Source organism: Paenibacillus psychroresistens (genome assembly GCF_009728935.1).
Lineage (GTDB): Bacteria > Bacillota > Bacilli > Paenibacillales > NBRC-103111 > Paenibacillus_AC > Paenibacillus_AC psychroresistens.
This window is the reverse complement of sequence record NZ_CP034235.1, coordinates 1,301,326-1,320,157: the sequence shown is the minus strand read 5'-3', so window position 1 is coordinate 1,320,157 and position 18,832 is coordinate 1,301,326. Positions and strand designations below refer to the sequence as shown.

At 42.4% G+C, this 18,832-nt stretch carries 15 protein-coding genes; 6 read left to right on the top strand and 9 right to left on the bottom strand.

Annotated features, from left to right (window positions below; genetic code table 11):
* Positions 1-49: 49 nt before the first annotated feature.
* The 5 genes from EHS13_RS05930 to EHS13_RS05910 all read right to left on the bottom strand — a co-directional run bounded on the left by EHS13_RS05930 (position 50) and on the right by EHS13_RS05910 (position 6,680).
* Positions 50-1,594: a response regulator transcription factor gene (locus EHS13_RS05930; protein ID WP_155699475.1), complete on the bottom strand. Its 1,545-nt coding sequence runs from the start codon at positions 1,592-1,594 to the stop codon at positions 50-52.
* Positions 1,595-1,605: 11 nt separating this feature from the next.
* Entirely contained in the window at positions 1,606-3,405 is a 1,800-nt protein-coding gene (locus EHS13_RS05925) for a cache domain-containing sensor histidine kinase (protein ID WP_155699474.1), read from the bottom strand.
* Positions 3,406-3,467: 62 nt separating this feature from the next.
* Positions 3,468-4,289, bottom strand: coding sequence for a carbohydrate ABC transporter permease (locus EHS13_RS05920; RefSeq protein WP_155699473.1), 822 nt, complete (start codon positions 4,287-4,289; stop codon positions 3,468-3,470).
* Complete coding sequence (locus EHS13_RS05915; protein ID WP_155699472.1) at positions 4,286-5,158, bottom strand: carbohydrate ABC transporter permease; 873 nt, start codon at positions 5,156-5,158, stop codon at positions 4,286-4,288. The genes EHS13_RS05920 and EHS13_RS05915 overlap by 4 nt, the downstream gene beginning before the upstream one ends.
* Positions 5,159-5,264: 106 nt before the next feature.
* Positions 5,265-6,680, bottom strand: a complete 1,416-nt coding sequence (locus EHS13_RS05910; RefSeq protein WP_155699471.1) for an ABC transporter substrate-binding protein — start codon at positions 6,678-6,680, stop codon at positions 5,265-5,267.
* Positions 6,681-6,906: 226 nt separating this feature from the next.
* Here EHS13_RS05910 and EHS13_RS05905 point away from each other — a divergent pair, with 226 nt between their 5' ends.
* The 5 genes from EHS13_RS05905 to EHS13_RS05885 all read left to right on the top strand — a co-directional run bounded on the left by EHS13_RS05905 (position 6,907) and on the right by EHS13_RS05885 (position 10,698).
* Entirely contained in the window at positions 6,907-7,530 is a 624-nt protein-coding gene (locus EHS13_RS05905) for a TetR/AcrR family transcriptional regulator (protein WP_155699470.1), read from the top strand.
* A gap of 16 nt (positions 7,531-7,546) precedes the next feature.
* Positions 7,547-8,440 (top strand): ABC transporter ATP-binding protein, encoded by an 894-nt coding sequence (locus EHS13_RS05900; RefSeq protein WP_155699469.1) that lies wholly within the window; start codon positions 7,547-7,549, stop codon positions 8,438-8,440.
* Positions 8,437-9,234, top strand: a complete 798-nt coding sequence (locus tag EHS13_RS05895) for an ABC transporter permease subunit (protein WP_155699468.1) — start codon at positions 8,437-8,439, stop codon at positions 9,232-9,234. The genes EHS13_RS05900 and EHS13_RS05895 overlap by 4 nt, the downstream gene beginning before the upstream one ends.
* Before the next feature lie 42 nt (positions 9,235-9,276).
* Positions 9,277-10,071 (top strand): ABC transporter permease subunit, encoded by a 795-nt coding sequence (locus tag EHS13_RS05890; RefSeq protein WP_155699467.1) that lies wholly within the window; start codon positions 9,277-9,279, stop codon positions 10,069-10,071.
* 474 nt (positions 10,072-10,545) lie between these two features.
* Entirely contained in the window at positions 10,546-10,698 is a 153-nt protein-coding gene (locus tag EHS13_RS05885; RefSeq protein ID WP_155699466.1) for a hypothetical protein, read from the top strand.
* 85 nt (positions 10,699-10,783) lie between these two features.
* Here the strand turns inward: EHS13_RS05885 and EHS13_RS05880 are convergent, their stop codons facing one another.
* Complete coding sequence (locus EHS13_RS05880) at positions 10,784-11,620, bottom strand: helix-turn-helix domain-containing protein (RefSeq protein WP_155699465.1); 837 nt, start codon at positions 11,618-11,620, stop codon at positions 10,784-10,786.
* A gap of 131 nt (positions 11,621-11,751) precedes the next feature.
* Between EHS13_RS05880 and EHS13_RS05875 the strand changes: the two genes are divergently transcribed.
* Positions 11,752-12,573, top strand: coding sequence for a phytanoyl-CoA dioxygenase family protein (locus EHS13_RS05875; RefSeq protein WP_155699464.1), 822 nt, complete (start codon positions 11,752-11,754; stop codon positions 12,571-12,573).
* Between the two features lie 92 nt (positions 12,574-12,665).
* Here EHS13_RS05875 and EHS13_RS05870 read toward each other — a convergent pair whose 3' ends face one another.
* From EHS13_RS05870 to EHS13_RS05860, 3 genes are all read right to left on the bottom strand, one after another.
* Positions 12,666-14,264 (bottom strand): hypothetical protein, encoded by a 1,599-nt coding sequence (locus tag EHS13_RS05870; protein WP_155699463.1) that lies wholly within the window; start codon positions 14,262-14,264, stop codon positions 12,666-12,668.
* 4 nt (positions 14,265-14,268) lie between these two features.
* Positions 14,269-15,930: a hypothetical protein gene (locus tag EHS13_RS05865; protein ID WP_155699462.1), complete on the bottom strand. Its 1,662-nt coding sequence runs from the start codon at positions 15,928-15,930 to the stop codon at positions 14,269-14,271.
* A gap of 84 nt (positions 15,931-16,014) precedes the next feature.
* Positions 16,015-18,768, bottom strand: a complete 2,754-nt coding sequence (locus tag EHS13_RS05860; protein WP_155699461.1) for a hypothetical protein — start codon at positions 18,766-18,768, stop codon at positions 16,015-16,017.
* Positions 18,769-18,832: the final 64 nt, after the last annotated feature.

Genomic DNA, 18,832 nt, shown 5'->3' with positions numbered 1-18,832 from the left:
TTAATCATATTCTTACTTACTTTATGGTAGCACAAAACATAACCTTGCGCTACTTTACTGGAGGCTTGATGGGAATGGAGAGTTTAATGAATTCAGATGGACTGCTGCCTGTTGTTTCTTTAAAAACTCTACTGAAGTAGAAGGCATCTTCATAACCAACTAACGCAGCAATTTTTTTCAATGGAGTTTCTGGCTGCAGCTGCATCATTTCCTTGGCTTTCTCTATTCTCAGCTTGGTTACATATTTATTCGGCGAAATGCCGCGCTGCAGCTTAAACACATGACTCAAGTAGGTTTCATTAAATCCAAACAAATCGTAGAACATTTTATAGGATATGGCCGATGTAAAATGATTCTGAAAATAAGTCTCCATATGATCGACTATCTCAGCAGCAGAAATATCTATTGCGGTGTGATCTACATTCTCATAAAGGGTATCAATGAAGCGGCAGTAGCTTTCTGCTAAATTCGCATAACTCACGGCACTTGCTACTATTTCCGTAAGCCCTAAGCTGAATAGGGATGCTTCTCCTGAAGCTGTAAGGTGGGCCTGTGTCAGCTTATTGGTTAAAGTAAGCAACAATGCTTCAACTACAGCTTGTGAGAACTGATTTAATTCCCACTCCTCCAATAAAAGCAGAAACTCCTTTTTAAATCCAGCGAGACTTTTGTGCTGAGTCAAAAATTCAAATCTTTTCTCGTAGTCATTCGGAACAACGAAAGGAACTTTACTCGTCGTTTTATCTTCAGCAAAAATCCCTGAGGCTCCGAAAATAACCTTCTTAGCTAAACCTGCTCTTAGGTTTTTAAGCTTCTTAGGAAGTTCATCTAATTGTTCAACTGGTACTCCATAAGCTATCTGAAGAGGAATATGCGCGTTGCAGAGCTCCTGCATAAGCTTTGAAGTAAAAGCATTCATCGCTAAATCAGCAGCAGTCTCCAAGCTCATCACTATTATTTTCTCATTTGCTGTAAATCCATTTAGCACCCATATGCCAGGAGTTTCCGCATACTGTTGGATGACAGCTTGATGCTCAGACTGATTCCAGAATGTCTTCCCAGGATGCTCGGAATACCCGCTCTCTTGTGCAAAATGACCTGCACAAATAATCAGCGGAACAAGCAGTCTGCCCACAAAAACAGTTCGACTGAGCTGTGGAGTTTCTTCAAAAAATATCGCATTGCTTAGAGCCGATAGCTCCACCTGCGATTGGTTTGTATACAGTGTTTTCCGTAAAGACTCTAACAACTCTCGGAGCTGATCAACTTGAATCGGCTTCAGTAAATATTCATAAGCATTGGTTCGCAGCGCTTTACGCGCATATTCAAAATCACTATGGCCTGTCAGTATGACACATTTAATCTCGGGAAAGCTGCGATGCACCTCTTCTATTAAGTCCAGTCCATTGATAAAAGGCATTTGGATATCCGTAATGATGATGTCCGGAACATGCGTCTCCAAAGCTTTCAATGCATCTCTGCCATTTCGGGCAGTTGTAATAACAGTAAAACCATAATTACCCGTTTCAATGAGATGCTTCATAGCATAAAGAATAGGTGGTTCATCTTCAACTAGCATAATCGTATAATTCATGTCTCTTCACCTCACTCGACCAGAGGGCCGCCAATTCGGATGATAGCGCCGCCTTCGGCAGCGTTGAAAAACTCAATCGTTTCCTCGCCTTTATAAAAGTAATGCAGCCTCATAAACGTATTCATTAAGCCCATACCGCCATTAGCCTTGCTTTGCGTGAAATGCTGAGGGTTTAAGAAGTCGTTTCCCTCCTTTAAACTAACCTTCAGCTGTTCAATCGATGCCGCTTCGAAACCATTTCCATTATCCTTCATTTCAATATACCAGCGCCGTTCTTTAATATACCCTTTAACCGTAAGCACCCATGGCGGCTCTACATCATTAAAACCATGCCGAAACACATTCTCGATGATTGGCTCTAAGGTCAGCTTGGGAATGGGCATATCCCATAAACTCTCATCTATATCTATGTTATATTCTAAATAATGCTCAAAACGCAGCGACATCAGCTTCAAATATTTTTCAACATGAGCAATTTCAGTTCTTATCTTAGTTTGTCCGTTATCCAAATCAATCGTATAACGCAGCATATCGGATAAATCGGCACACATTTGCATCACTTCATCATTGCCTTTTTTTATACCGTAAGCTCCAATAACAGCTAGTGTATTGTAAAGGAAATGCGGATTCATCTGTGCCTGCAAAGCCAGCATATGTGCGCTCATTTCTCGTGCCTGTGATTCCACCATTAAATTCATATTGCCTTTAACCTCATCCAACAGATCCTGGAAAGCTTGTGCTAGCAAGGTAAGCTCATTGCCCTGTGCCAGATTTAGCTTGAGTCGGAGACTATCCATATTGACAGAGATTACAGATTTTTTTAAGCTGCGAATAGGGCGAGTGATATTCTTGGTATAGATATACAAAATGATTATGAAAATAGTGAATATCGACAGATACGAAATGATCGTCAGTGAACGTAAAATAAAAATCGGCTTTTGGATAACCGTTAAATCCTCGAGCAGAAGAATCGTCCAATCATAGTTGGCTGGTTTGTTAAACGTTACCACATAGGCTTTGCCATCTTGCGGATTCTTTACTTCATAGTTGCCATAAGCATCACTAGCTAATCTAGTATTTAGCAGCCAGCTCTTATCATTTCCAAGCTGAAAATTATCGTAGATCACCTGTTGATTGGCGTCAATAACGACCCCTTTAAGCACCTGCGATTGATTCTTGAACTGAAACAAACGCTCCAATGCCTCCACATTATAGCTTACTTCAATCAATCCTTGAATTTCATAATTATTATTGCGCAAGGGTCTCACTACAGAGAATACAGTCCCTTTATTAGACCACTCATCCGGGTGTGGAGGCAGAAATAGCTTAAACTGCTCTGTCTTCATCCCCTCTTTAACAAAATCCAATTGTCGCACATCATTCTTCGTTATATTCTGTGTATCAGGGCGATTGCTAAAATCCATGTAATCCGCATATTTCGAAATAATACTGATCCTGCCCTTAAGGGGCTTTAGAGCCGTTAATGAAAATAAATAGTTGCGAAGCTCCTCACTGACACGCGGAAACTTGTCAAAATAATTTGCTTCACCCTCGTCTGGCATATTCTCCAGTAAATTCATTATAAAATCCGAGGCATTTACGGAGATCGTTAAATTATCAATTTGAGAAAGCACTAGCTCAAGCTGCTCCTGAATTTTCTGGGCCGTTTGCTGCTGGGTTTCCACGATGTTGGTTTCAACAATCGAGCCTGTATAGAAATAAAACAATCCACTTGAAACGATCAAGATTGCAAAAATAATTAGTGAAAAACCTATGAACAATTTATAGTGAAATTGCAATTTCTTAAACAAGCTCTCACCTCAATAATCAGCAGCCTTTTGAATAGCTACAGTATACCATATCCATTTGCAGCTTAACCTTTTACGGCACCGGCTGTCATTCCGGAAACAATATATTTTTGCGCAAACAAATAGGCAATCACAACAGGCATAGACACAATGACCATATTGGCGGAAACCAAATTCCAGCTGCGGCTAAACAATCCAAAAAAGTTGTAAACCGTTAAAGGCAGTGTCCACATCGCGGATTTATTGACTAAAAACAAGGGATAATAGAACTCGTTCCACACCCACATAAAGTTTAAAATAGAGACTGTTACCGTGATCGGCAGCAATAACGGCAAGATAATTTTATAAAATAGAGAAAATCCGATACAGCCATCGACAACTCCCGCCTCATCCAGTTCTCTGGGTACTGAAAGCATAAAGCTGCTAAACAGCATCGTGGCGAAGGCCATGAAAAGTGCCGTATACACTAGTATTACTGAAATATACGTTCCGTAAATATGCATATATTGCAAGGTTTTCACTGTTGGCAGCGCAGCAAAAGGAGCAATCAAACCTAATGTCACCAGCTTATAAATCGCTCGATTCAGCTTGCTGCGATTACGCATGATGACAAAGCTTAGTATGGCACTAAGCACCACAATAAACAGTACAGAGAATCCCGTAATACCTACGCTATTAAGCAGCGCTCGAAACATTTTCCCCTGCACAAAAACCGTTTTATAGTTTTCGAAATGAAAGGCGCTTGGTAAGTTAACGCTCAATTGATCGGCTTCATCCTCTGTTTTGAATGAGGTCATCACTACCATGGCAAGCGGATAAAAAATGACCAAGCTTCCTATCCATAAAACAATTTCCCATAACAGCGGATATTTGCGATTAGTTGTCATAATTCCACCTCTGTTTTGCTAGCCATTTTTTGATAAGAGAAAGCAATCACAACCAATAGAATACAGAATATAAGATTAATCGCGGTGGATTGAGCGTATCTATCCTGCGCGAATTCATTGAGTATTAAAGTGCTGAAGGTTTCTGTATCATGCCCTGGTCCCCCACCTGTTAGAATGTAAACTATATCGAATACACGTAAACCATAAATAATACTTAACAGAATATTAATATGAATGGCTGGCATCAATAGCGGAATTGTGACACTTTTGAATCTTTGCCAAGCACTTGCACCGTCGATCATCGCTGCTTCATAGTAATCCTTAGGAATGACCTGCAAGCCAGCCAATAAAATAACAACCGCATACCCCGTTGAGCGCCAAATTTCCGCTAAATTGATGACGAATAAAGCAGGTAATCGACGACCTAACCACTCTGGCTCCCACTTGCCCAGCCCCATATCTACGGCTAAGCGATGAATGACCCCGCCTTGAGCGTCGAATATTGCATTAAAAAGCAAACCTACCACTAGAGCAGATAAGATAATCGGCATGAAATAAACCGTGCGCAGTAAATTTTGTGATTTAAGCTGCTGATTGAGAATGATCGCTATAACCAAGCCTAGACCATTCTTCATAATTGTCGTGATGACTGTAAAGCTAATCGTATTCTTAGCAGCCCCACCTAGTGATTCGTTCTGTAAAATCTCTTTGAAATTATCAAAGCCAACCCAATGAATGCCTTCGATAAATGGATTCCAATCCGTAAAAGCATAATAAAAGCTCACCATCGAAGGTATAATAAAAAATAGCATAAATACAGCAATCGGCAGTAAGGTTAAATACTGCGGGTAAATTTTAGTAAGCTTCATTCTAATCACCTATATGTTTATGACTTGTGTTGGAAAGTCTCTTTATAGCAGGAAGGCCCTCTAATAAGGGCCATCTGCCTGTTTTATTTAATCATTTCATATTTGATTAGAACCCAGCAATTTTTTGCGCTTTTGCCGATTTGATCCGTTCATCGTCCATTGCTTTAATAGCTTCGTCCACCGTTTTGCCGCCTAGCATCAGATCCTGCAACGGCTTTACAACTTCAACCTGGCTATAACCGATAATATTCTGCTGTACCGAGGCATTAATTAATTTATCTACGGAATCCTTGGCTGCTAAATATTGTGGGGTTGGCGCATTTGTAGTCACACTATTGAAATAGGTTTGTGTTTTCTGGTCTTTATAGATTTCGTTCAAATTCTCCGTTTGTGCAAGGAATTTAATGAATTCCTTGGCTTGCTCGACATGCTTGCTATTCTTATTCACATAAGTCGCAATCGCATTTGGTCCTTCATAAGTACCTTCGTTATTCACGCCCAAGAACATAGGCATCAGACCAATTTTAGCTGAGATACCTGGTTCTTTTTTCTCAAGATCAGACTCAATGTAAGTATCCCAAGCATAAACCATGGCATACTTTCCACTCGAGATAGCTGCCGGTTGGCCATCCCATGTATTTGTGGAGAATTTCTCTCCTAGATAGCCCTTGTCTGCAAGCATTTTATACCAAGCTACTAAATCTTTTAATTCTTTGACATCACCAAATTTGGCTTGATTGGTATTCAATTTATCCAAAAGAGTTGGATCTTTTTTAAATACAGGATCCAAACCGAATTGGGGGAGCAGCGGCCAAGTATCTTTGAAAGCCATATAGATCGGTGCTATACCATTCTTCTTCAACGTTTCACAGGCTGCTAAAAATTCTTCTTGAGTAGTTGGGACTGCAATATTATATTTAGCAAAAATTTCTTTGTTGTAAAGCATTCCACTTACTGAGCCTTCCCACAGCGGTAGTCCAAAAACCTTATCTTTCACCTTCACCTGAGGCAGTACAAAATCCTTCAAATCTCCAACCCAGGGCTCTGCACTCATATCCACAAAATTCTTATCAGGTTGAATGGCAGACAGCTGATAGCCGCCGTAATACATGACAATATCCGTCATCTCGCCTGTGGCGAATTTAGTTTTCATTACTTTCTCCCAGCTATCGATGGGCACACCTTGAATATCTAATTTATTGCCTGTTTTTTCTTGATATAAAGCCCAAGCCTTCTTAACAATCGGATTATTCGCCCAATCTTGGTTAGCCAGTAGAGTAAGTGTTACTTTTTCAGCTGGTGCTGATGTTTGTGCTTCTGTTGGTGCTGGTGTTGCGGCTGGAGTACTGGCATCGGCTGCCGTTGTTGCTTCAGGTGCTTTTGTTGCTTCTGTTGTTTCTGCCTTTTTACTACAGCCTGCTAGTAAAGATATAACCAATAGACCGGAGATAAATCCAGAAAGTAATTTTTTAGTAATCATCGTGATCATTCGCCCCTTATCCATTATATAAAACGTTTTCATTTTATTAAGAGAAATTCTTGCTTGCTTTGATTACCCGGAATAATCATACCCTTATACTAAACAAATAATCGTTTGAAGAGAATAGATCATCCATACGAAATACATGGATTATCTTTAGAAAAAAGTTAACTCAGAAGTTTGACCAGATTGGTCAATGGTGTTATATTTATTTTGACCACATTGGTCAATAATTAAATGACCTCATTACTGAAAGAAGGCTGCTTCCATGTTTGCCAAATTCCTCAACTTAAATCCAGATAAACAAACTCGTATTATCAATGCAGCGATGAAGGAATTTGCCCAAAAAGGCTTCGATAATGCCTCTACCAATGAAATTGTCAAAGAAGCAGAAATTGCTAAAGGCTTATTGTTCCATTATTTCAAGAATAAACAGCAGCTGTTTCTATTTGCTTACGATTATGGCTCAGAGCTGATCTTGAATGATTTTTACCAAAAATTCGATGCCACTGAACCCGATTTTTTCGCCAGACTTCGTCAAATATCCCGACTTAAGCTTGAAATTTTACAGCAGTTCCCTGATATGTTTCATTTCCTTGAAGTTGCCTATATAGATACATCGAAAGTGGTAAGCGACGAATTGGAGCAGCGCAAACAACAGCTGATTGACAGCAATCTTGGCAAGCTTTTTAAAGGAATTGATCTGTCCCTTTTCAAAGATGGAGTCGATATCACAAGGATCATCCAAATTATGATGTGGACTTTCGAAGGCTATAATAGAGATGCTTTGAAAAAAGCGAAGCTTACTCCCGGGGTCCCGATTAATTATGAGAGTTTTTTTGCTGAAGCTGCAGCCTACATTGAATTTTTTAAAACCAGCTTTTATAAATAAAATGGAGATGAATACGATGAATGTGATCGAAATCAATCAGCTAACCAAATCTTATGGGCAAGCAAGAGGTATCTCCGATGTAAGCTTTAATGTGGAGCAAGGCGAAATTTTCGGCTTTATTGGACCTAACGGTGCAGGCAAGTCAACTACGATTCGTACCTTGTTATCGCTGATTTACCCGACAAGCGGCAGTGCGAAGATTTTTGGAATGGATCATATAAAGCATGCAACGGAGATTAAGAAGGAAATTGGGTATTTGCCTTCTGAGGTTTTTTACTATGACAACATGCGCGTGATTGATTTACTGAAGTATTCAGCAAGCTTTTATAAGAAGGATTGCACCAAGCGAATGAAGGAACTCATTGCTCTGTTGGAAATTGATCCGCATAAAAAAATTGATGATCTTAGCTTTGGCAATAAAAAGAAGGTCGGAATCATTCAAGGTCTCCAGCATGAACCAAAGCTGGTTATTCTCGATGAACCCACGAGTGGTCTAGATCCATTGATGCAGATGAGGTTCTTTGATCTCTTGCAAGAGGAGAATAAGAAGGGGACAACTATCTTCTTTTCGTCCCATATTCTGAGCGAGGTTCAAAGGCTTTGCAATCGTGTTGCGATCATTAAAGAGGGTAAGTTAATTAAGCTGGAAAAAATCAGTACCCTGCAGGAAAACACCTACAAAAAATTCAAGCTGGAGGCCATAGATACAATTAGCCATGATTACTGGGCTCTAGAAGGTATCAGCAAGCTAGAGGTTACTGAGAACCACACCCAGTTTCTGTTCAAAGGGAATATCAATCTAATTATGCAGAAGCTAGCTGGTCTCAACCTGTCCAATCTTTGGATCGAGGAGCCTGATCTAGAAGAAATCTTCATGCACTATTATGAAAAAGAGGATGTGTCCGTATGAACATCTTTCTACATGAGCTGAAGGCGATTCGCAAATCAACCCTGCTCTGGACCTGTTCCTTGGTTGCGATAGCAAGTCTTTTTCTAGCGATGTTCCCAGGTTTATCAAGTGATGCTGAGGATTTCAAGCAAGTATTAGCTGGTTATCCCGTGGCGCTTCGCGATGCGCTTGGCATGTCGCTTGAAACCATTACGACTTTAATGGGCTTTTATACATTTGCTTTTACTTACATTCTAGTTGCCAGCTCGATCCAAGCTATGAACCTAGGAACCTCCATTCTTTCCAAGGAAATTCGTGAGAAAACAGCCGACTTCCTTTTAACCAAGCCGGTGAGCCGTACCCAGATCTTAACCGCTAAACTACTTGCCGCTATAACTTCTTTGTTGATCACTCAAGTTGTGTATCTGCTTATAGTGAGTATTATTGCAGTTAGCATTCAAGATGCTACATTTGAATTAGGTACCTTTCTATTAATTTCTTTGACCGCTTTTTTGGTGCAGCTTATCTTCCTTTCGATTGGCTATCTATTTTCTGTGCTGCTGCCTAGAATCAGGTCGGTGCTTGCTATTTCAGTGGGGACGGTGATTGGCTTTTTCATGATTACGCTCTTCGGTTCAGCAGTTGGGGATAAAGCCATTCGATTAATAACACCGTTTAAGCTATACGACACCTCTTACATTAGAGTGCATTCTAGCTATGAAGGCTTTTATATTCTTGTTGAGGTTATATTCGTTGCCATTATTCTCCTTACCAGCTATGTCATTTATCTTAAAAAAGATATCCATGCGGTCTAAATCGCTTCGTTTTTCTCATTCTATATAAAAGAAGGTATCGCTATGAATTTATTCTGGAGAGAAATCAGAGCTCATCGTAAAGCACTCATAATCTGGTGTATAGGCGCCCTTATACTTGTAGCAGCTGGTATGAACAAGTTTGCCGTTTATTCCTCATCTGGCCAATCCATGACCGAAGTCATCTCCAAAATGCCTAAGTCCCTGCAAGTCTTGTTAGGAATGGGTCCATTTGATTTAGCTACAGCTGATGGATACTATGCTTTCTTATTCATCTATTTGGTGTTAATGGCAACGATCCATGCAGCTTTGATTGGATCATCCGTTATAGCAAAAGAGGAACGTGACCGCACCTCTGAATTCTTGATCGTCAAGCCCATATCTAGGAGCACGATAATCACTGCCAAACTGCTAGCCGCACTGACGAATGTATTGTTTATAAATATAATAACTCTAATCAGCTCCATCGTTTTCGTTAATTATTTTGGAAAAGGCGTATATCAGCCCAGTCATATCTTCATCCTGATAGCGGGAATGTTCATATTGCAGCTGATCTTTATGCTGCTTGGCACAGGAATAGGAGCACTCTCCCAAAAACCGAAGAGCGCTCCTTCTATCACCGTCATTGTACTCTTTGTTACTTACCTGTTATCCATGATAATTGATCTGAATAGCAAGCTCGATTTCTTACAATACTTCACACCATTCAAATACTTTGAAGCTAAAAATTTACTTATCGCGAACAGCTTTTCACTTGTTTTCGTAATAATATCCATTCTTATTATGGCGGCTTTGTTAAAATTAACTTATAACGGCTACCAAAAACGCGATTTTCGTTAGTGATTGTTGGGAAGCAAAATATAGCGGATCTCTTTTGTAAGCGGGTTGCTACATCTAATGATGCTGCCTCCAGCATCTCTTCATCTATCCCTGTAATTGTAGCTAGATAAATAATGACGATATAATCGACGTCCTTCCAGATACTGGAGATATAATGATTTTGACCCAATGTTGAGGCTCGGTATACCATGAAATCGATTCACCATGGAAGAAATGAATCCATTCGTTTGCCAGTCTATGATCATTTTTGAAAATGATCAAAATTAATTTCCCAACAATGACGAATGAGAAAAATAAGGTAAGAACAAAATACTTTGAAAGCCGATTGTTTCTGTTGTCGATTCGTTTGCAGATAAGGATGGAACCTCTGAAGCAGCTGCTTACTTAAATTACCTGTATACCGAAGAAGCGCAAACGATAGCTACCAAAAACTACTATAGGCCAAGGCTCGCTTCAGTTACAGAGCAATTTGTTGTGCAATTCCCTGATGTTACCTTACTTACTGTTGATGACCATTCTGGAGGCTGGGACGATTTGCAGAAGGCTCACTTTGCAGATGGCGGTATTTTTGACCAGTTGGTTAAGAGAAATACTCCACAACCTAGTCAAGCAATTCTAGCACTTTGAAATGCACTCTTTATATTAGCCATTGTAAAACAGCCCTAGGGGTGAAACCGATGAATATTATTGGGAGTGCATTTTTGCTAGCTTATTATGGCAATTGCCTGCGGTATTCCCTCGGGCTGATTCCGAACTGCCTGGTGAACCTCCGGGTAAAATAATAAGCCGATTCAAATCCAACCTCAAAGGCAATCTCCTTGATCTGCCTGGTTGTTAGCTGCAGCAGCTTAACTGCCCGCTGAAGCCTCAGTTTCACCAGCAGTTCAATGAAGCTTTCTCCTGTCTGTTCTTTCAACAAATGGCTAAACCGCGATTCAGATAATTCCACCCTAAGTGCGAGCTGTCCCAGAACATGCTTGTTTGCCAAATGCTCTGTTAAATAATGGATTGCTTTCTCGATTCTTGTATCCAATAGCCCGGATCTATTTTCCTTGACACTTACCTGATAAATCAGGATTAGCATTTCTGCCAGCGCCAGCTTCGCCAGCTCCTGTTCAGCTTTTCCCGAGCCCCGAGAATCCTGGATTAATCGCTGAAAGGTTCGCTCTAATCTCTCCTCCGCTATTTCTTCATTGATGTGTATATAGATTAAACCCTCGGCAGTCCTTGGAAGCTGCAGCCATGTGTTCCATTCGGGCAACGGAATGAAATGGACCCAGAGAATCTCCCAATCCCTCCCTTCATTAGCCACGTAATGATGCGGGATTCCTGGAGATAGAATGACCAGATCGTGTTCCTTGCAAATACGAACTTCACGATCAACCCGAAAGGATCCTTCACCTGAAACCGTGTAAATCATTAACCAATCCTTCGTCCCCTCGGAACGGTGACCCTGGAAACCATATGACTTGCAATAGTAATCGGCCAGCAAAATCCCTAAACCCGGAATTGACGTTTCTGTATCATAATGAAATAAATTATGATTCACTGGTTCAATACACCTCCTCTAACAATCAATTAGCAGAATTGTGCAAGTATTTAGCAAACACCTTCATTTATTTCAGCTTGCTCTTATTATAAAATAAGAGTATATCATTATTCCAACAAAGAGGTGTTGAAATGTCGGTGTCACTAGATAAAAACAAATTAAACGAAGAGCAAAAACAACAATTTACCGAGCAAGGATACCTTATTGTAAAAGGTGTGTTTTCTTCAGGCGAGGTAGCGGATATTAAGAAGACTTTTATGAATATTTATGCGGGAGGAACCATCCCTGGTTATTTTGAGCCCGAATCTGAAGCGGAGGCCCAAGGTGATCCTTTGAGGCTTTATCCAAGAATCCTGTACCCGCATCGAATAAGTGAGGCAGCCAAAAAGTACATGCTTCAAACCCATGTACTTGGAATAATAGAGGAGCTGTTGGAGGATGAGCCTCTGTCGGCCCAAAGCATGTTTTATTTTAAACCACCGGGCAGCAGAGGCCAAGCACTGCACCAGGACAACTATTATTTGAAGGTAGAGCCTGGATCCTGTATTGCGGCCTGGATTGCAATTGATGCTGCTGACGAGGAAAATGGCGGACTGCGTGTTGTCCCCCGCACCCAGCATCTGGACATACAATGCCCGCATGAGGCTGATTCAACCAAATCCTTTTTTCGCGATGAAGTAGATCTTCCGGAAGGAAGCATTGTGGTTCCAGCCAACTTGGAGCCTGGGGACGTCCTGTTTTTTAATGGGAGCACCATTCACGGTTCTTTGCCCAATTATTCGAAAACCCGCTTCCGCCGCTCCTTCATATGCCATTATGTCGGTGCCTCCATACTAAGTATAGGCAAACACATCAGCGATGATCTCTACAATGGGCAAGGTGAGGTTGTGAATAGAGCGAGAAATGAAAATGGCGGACCTTGCGGTGTGGAATTTGCAGGAGCTCCTCATTGAAATGATTGATATTAACGATAGTCCCCGGGGTTCTCTCTGAGCTCTAACTGTTTGCTAACCCCGGGTTATTTCCTTGCATAATAAGCGGACCTTCACAGGTTTATCTCTAATTTATCTCCAGCGTGTATCTTGAATACGATGTGCTCTTCTCCGAACCTGTAGCTTATTTCGTCAGGTTTACCAAGAAAAGAGTTAACCTCTTCCCGCACTTCCGTTGAAAGCACTTGATCCGTTAAAATCCATTTCCCTCTTCCACTTCTAATAACCTTTGTACCCCCGTTATATAAGGATCCCACAAATTCAGGGGCCAGCTCCGGAGGAGTGAGGACAATAAGACCTTCATCTACAAATAAAGCCAAATCACTGATTGTTTCCGAACTGATTCCTATCCCGCTGAGAAACACAAGGCGCAAAGTTTCAAGATGTATTCGTTGCACTTTATGGTCAAATACAACAACTCCGTTCATTGGAGCAAAAGAAGCATGTGGAGTTTCACTATAACTTGCATGATTCCAGGATAAACCATTTTCCGGTATAGTTCCGTGGGAGAGGAGATGCCATATTTTCAACCAATGAGTGTTGACATCCGTTGATTTCAAAGTTTTCGAGCCGTATAGCCAATCGGGCCAAAAGGGATCATTCTGTTGTCCGAAACAGGTATCATCGAAACGAATAATGGCAATTTCCGGACGAAGCTCACGAAATGTATACTTACGCGGATGGCTTGGCAAATAGTCACGTGTAAACCATTGCAACTGTTCACCCCACGGGCTAAGCCTAATTTGCTCCTTCCCTTCTTCTTGGATAATTTCTGCCAGGCTGCCCTGAAAATTCAGATTCTCCACATATAACCGGTCTACCCCCATCCAATAGCCAAACAGTAGATTGCTTTGCAGCTCCTGCGGCGAATGTCCTGGATACTGGTCACGAAACCATAGATCCAGACATGTCCATAACTCCCTGTCATATTGCAAAGCCGCTCCCAGGGCCAAGGCTGCCCAAACCGATGTCCAGCCTTCCTTCATTTGTTTAAACACCGCGGTCATCCCCGATTCAGCATAACAATGAAGCAAGACAGGGAATACATGCTCTGTGAGGACACGGGGCACCCCCCTTTCATGGAGCTTGTTTACAAGCTTTATCCCATTCGCCCGAACGGTCTGCTCTGCCTCATAGAAGGTTTTCCCGGTAGTTTCTCCCAGAAAAACACGGTCCAGCTTATTAACAGCCCCTTCTACACTTCCGCTTCCATCGAACTCGGGACTGCCCCCTTCCCAAATCCATCCCCGGTGAAGCTGCATATGCTCGGCTTCATCAAGCATCACTCCTGCGAAAGCCGGAGAATGGCTTATAGACTCCAGTATTCCAGCCTTAAATTGAAAATAATGCAGGCCGTCTTCCCCTTGATGCCAATCCCAGCCCTCTTGATCCACAGATTGGTCCAACCAGTTTGCGCCTTCTGTATTCAGAATAAATTGCATACCCTCCGCCTCGAACACTTCTGCAAGCTGGCTTAAAAAGGCAAATTGCTCCTCGCGGGTTCCATCCGGATCATAATGAAAAATGACAAATTCCACCCCCAGGAGCCTAAGAGTTTGAATCCATAATGGATCCTGAAATACCGTTTTTCCACAAAGCCGGTCTACAAATGCTTCACCTGCATTATCGACGCCTATAAAAAAATTTTTCACAAACTTAGCTCCTTTTCGTTGAATGAGTCAATGTTATTCCATCTTTATTATCGTTATAGAAACTCACCTCATATTCGCCAAACCGCTGCCTCCAGCAGTTCCGCTCACCAAGAAAAGGTTCTACCTGCTCTGCAACTGTTCCATCCAGAAAGTCTTTCGTAATAATCCAACGGCCAAGGCCATCGCTTCTGCTCGTGCGGAAGCCTTCCGGCATGAGCCATTCAGCTGCCACACAAACCGCCCCTTCCCTTACCTTCTGGCTTACAGATTTCAAACAAGCTCCAGTCATACGGCTCCCGGCTATAATAATCAGCTTAGGGGTTCCCAGTGTGCTGCCATCGACATGCTCATCATAAACAGCAACATTGTTAAGCGGATAAAAAAGACCATGTACTTTAGTTTCATTCCCTTTTTCAATACCAGTATGAAGCGGTAGCTCTTGCAGGGTGAGCTCATTTCGGCTATACCTCGATGCTGGATACTCATACTGCGGCAGAAAAAAAGTATTTCCATTGGCAGGCAGGCTTCCTCGACTAAGAAGATGAAAGGCTTGAAACGCGCTTTGACTCATCATGTTGCCGGGCAGATCAGCACTCCCAAACAGCTGCCCACCTACTGAAGCAACGCCGCTGGCTGGAGTAAGCGCAATGTCAGTATCATCGGAGCGAATCAGGACTATGTCCGGCTCAATCATGGAATGATCGTAATAACGCGGATGCTCTGGCACAAATTTTTTAATAAATTGTTCAAAAATATCACCAAACTCCGTTTTCATAAAGCCATTCTTCTGAAATACAGCCAGCGGGTCAATGTTTTCCGTAAACATCATGGCAGGTCCCATAAGGTAGGCCATTTCCAGCGCCGATTGATATTCCCGCGGAGAATGCCCTGGAAAACCCCATAATCTCGTAAACCAGCTGCCCACATCCGGACCCCATAAATCAACACAAATACCCATTTGGCGCTTATATTGCTTCGCGGCACCGAGGGCTGTACTCAGCTGAAGCGATTGAAATTCCTCTTTAAGCACCTTGGGGCAAGGGTTCATCCCTCCCCTGGATAAAGTATGATACATTACCGGAAAAACCTGCTCGCTGTACATGGGTGCCTCTTGTCCGTAAAGCTCGGTTTGTCTGTGGACCGCCGCCGCTACCTCATCCTCCACCTGCTGAAGGCTCTTGCCTTCTGTTGAGGTCCACTGATGCCTAGTTCCTTTAGCCATTTCCTTAGGATACATGCGTCTGTATTGATTCGGATGCAATTGCAGATGCTCCGTTTCATCATAAATTAATCCGAGGAACTTACCGCTCTGTACCGCACGGTCGACACTTGCTGCCGATACATCGTAACGATTGGTGCCCTCCAGATAGGGGCCGTTAATAACGCCAAACTCATTATTCAGCATAAAATCAATATCCGCTTGGCTGATATCGTCAATAAATTGTTCGATTTCATCATCGTTTGGCATCACGGAATGCAAATAAAAATCAGCACCCAAGCTCTTAATCAAGCTGAATAGCTCAGCTTTGCTTGGTGTATGGTCTTGAGAGGGAAACCATTTCCCTTCGCCTGTGCGCATTAAATGTTTGCATGCGGCTTCATGCCAGGGATCATCCCATGCCATAACACTGCTTTGAATGCCGATGCGCGTTTGAAATGGTTTCATCTTCTGCCTCCATGGATTAGTAGGCAAGAGCTAATCCTCAAGGAATTGAACTTGCCTGCTGGTTATTATTGATGCTTACCTATTTCAATATGAAATGACCGGATCCCATAACGTATTATCATTATCATGATTGCCGTTTTGGTTAACTATAAAGTAAATTGCATCGTTGACAGCTACCGAGGTACTTACATTAAGGCTGTAGCCTGTGCCGTCATTAAAGGCGATGGCTTGCCAGCCGCTCGCCGGCCAAATTTGGGTGCCATTCTTGATGATTTTGACTTGGACCCCGTCACCGCCCGAAGTATCCCCTTTCTTGACCGTTCCTGTAATTGTTATCGTACCTGCTTGCGGCGAAGTAAATTTTCTTACCGAATCGGCGCTGTTGTCCGGATGCTGCCAGCCGCCGCTTACGATACTGATGGATCCGCTTTTATTCCAACGGCTGTTGCCCAAATCCCAGGTCATGCTGGTATAGGCGCTACCGTTCCAGTAGGAATAGGACCAATTATTCGTTCCTTGTGTGCTGCTGAAACCTGTCGACGCCTGATAGCTATTACCTGTATAAGTAATGAGCGGATCCCAAGCAGTTGCGTCATTACCGTTGCCGCCATTCTGGTTGACAATAAAGTAGATTGCATCATTTGTTGCAACTGAAGTGTTCACACTTACACTGTATCCTGTGGCATCATTATAGGCAATCGCTTGCCAACCTATCGCTGGCCAAATTTGGGTGCCGTTCTTCAGAATTTTCACATTGACTCCATCACCGCCTGTTGTATCATTCTTTTTCACGGTTCCTGTAATTGTAATATTGCCGGCTTGAGGTGCTGTAAACTTTCTTACTGAATCGGCACTGCTGTCCGGATGCTGCCAACCGCCGCTTACAATACTGTAGGATCCACTTTTATTCCAACGGCTGTTGCCAGAATCCCAAGTCATATTGGTATAGGAGCTGCCATTCCAATATTGATAAGCCCAATTGTTCGCACCTTGCGTGCTGCTGAAGCCTGTGGATGCTTGATAACTGCTTCCTCCACCACTTAATGCTGTATAAGCTAAATAGGGAGACCAACTGGTCAAATCACTAGTCGAGCTGCCGCTGCCGCCATTATTAATCTCAAAACGGATAATATCACCCGCTGAAACCGAAATTGAATCGAGATTAGTGGTGTATCCTGTCTGGTCATTGTAAGCAATTGTTTGGGGAGTACCGCCTGTTGGCCAGATTACAGTGCCATTCTTGGTAATCTTCGCTTTAACTCCATCTCCACCTATGGCGCTCTTGAAAACACCTCCGCGAATACTGACTGTCCCTGTCGATGGAGCTGTCCAAACCCTGGCCAGCCAGTTGCTTGAGGTGCTGTTAGGCAGTTCATCATAACGCGATACATAGCCTGTGGAGCTTCCCCACCACTGATTTGTTGAATCATAACCCAGACTGGAATAACTTGATCCGTTATACAGCTGATAGGACCAACAATTACTGCCAGCAGTGCAGCTGCTTCCTCCTGTATTAGCGGTACTTCCGAAATCACTAATCGTGACGAAGTAGTTAGTGCCACCCGTTAATATGGCATTGTTGGAAGCCGTAAACTGATAGCCAGCATAAGCTGCACTAACAGGATATAATGATGTATTCTGCGGAGAAGCATCACTGAGAAAGTTTAAAGTTTGGCCGGAATTAGCCTTAATAATTATATTTCCGTTAATTATGCCTGTATTATAATGATTTTCATATACCCGCAAGAAGGAAGAAGTATTAGAATCATATAAGCCATTATTGACAATGAGGTTATCGGTAATATCCGTTTTGGTTTGGGCCGAATCAGTCCCCCAGCTTGTGTTGCGATAAACCAGATAAGCGGAGCCTTGGTTATCATGCATATATAATCTTTGAGCAGATACATTCACATTATTCGCTTCAAAATCCAGGCCTATCCCATCTGGGGAGCTGTTCGGCTTCTGTGTATAGGCAATTTCTGAATCCATCACTTTGATATTGCTGCAAGCATTGAATTGCAGCCCAGTTGTTCCCCAAGCCATGCCATCCCTATATGCGGCATATGTGATTTTCATATTTTTAAGCAAGCCATTTATGGTACTTTCTATAGTTACACCTTCCCGGTAGGTATGATCGGAAACAAGACCGTCAATTGTGAGGCCATTTACCACCCGTAAATCCATTGCAGCGTCTGAGTAAGTTACATTCACCTTCCGAATAGTTACGTTTGTTAAGTAATTGACACCTGTTGTTTCCCGGATATCGATAGCATTGGAATAAGGCATGCCTGGAATGGATGCGTTTGTGGACGGATAGACAGGTGCATTGGTAATGTCCGTAAAATCCACATTCTCAATCCATAACCCATCGGGATTTCCGCCGGTATTTAGAAACGAAATCCCGGCTTGCGCCCCGTTGATGGACAGATTGCGGAACCGCCAGCCCGCATTGCTTGTTTGCATCTGAACAGCATACGCTGCCGATGTTCCCGGTGAGAGAACCGGTTTGTTACCGCTTCCATAACTTTCAACCGTTATCCAATTGTTCGAGCTGCCGGTGCCTTTGGCAATAAAAGATTCCACCCAGGTATCGCCTGCTTTAAGATAAATCGTATCGCCGGCTGCAAAGGTAATTGTATTTAATTTGGCAATTGTTTTGTATGGAGTTGCTGAACTGCTGGGGGTAGCGCTGCTGTCGCTGCCACCTGATTGGCTGACATAGTAATTGGCCGCAGATACGTGTGCAATGAAATAAGGGGTGAAATAAATAAAAGCCAGCGCCAACACCAGCATTAACCCTTCTTTGAACCAACGCGGATAATTGAATTGTATTGCCATTCAAAAAACACCTCCATGTATTCTTGAAAATATCAGAAGTATATAATTAGATACTCATGGATGA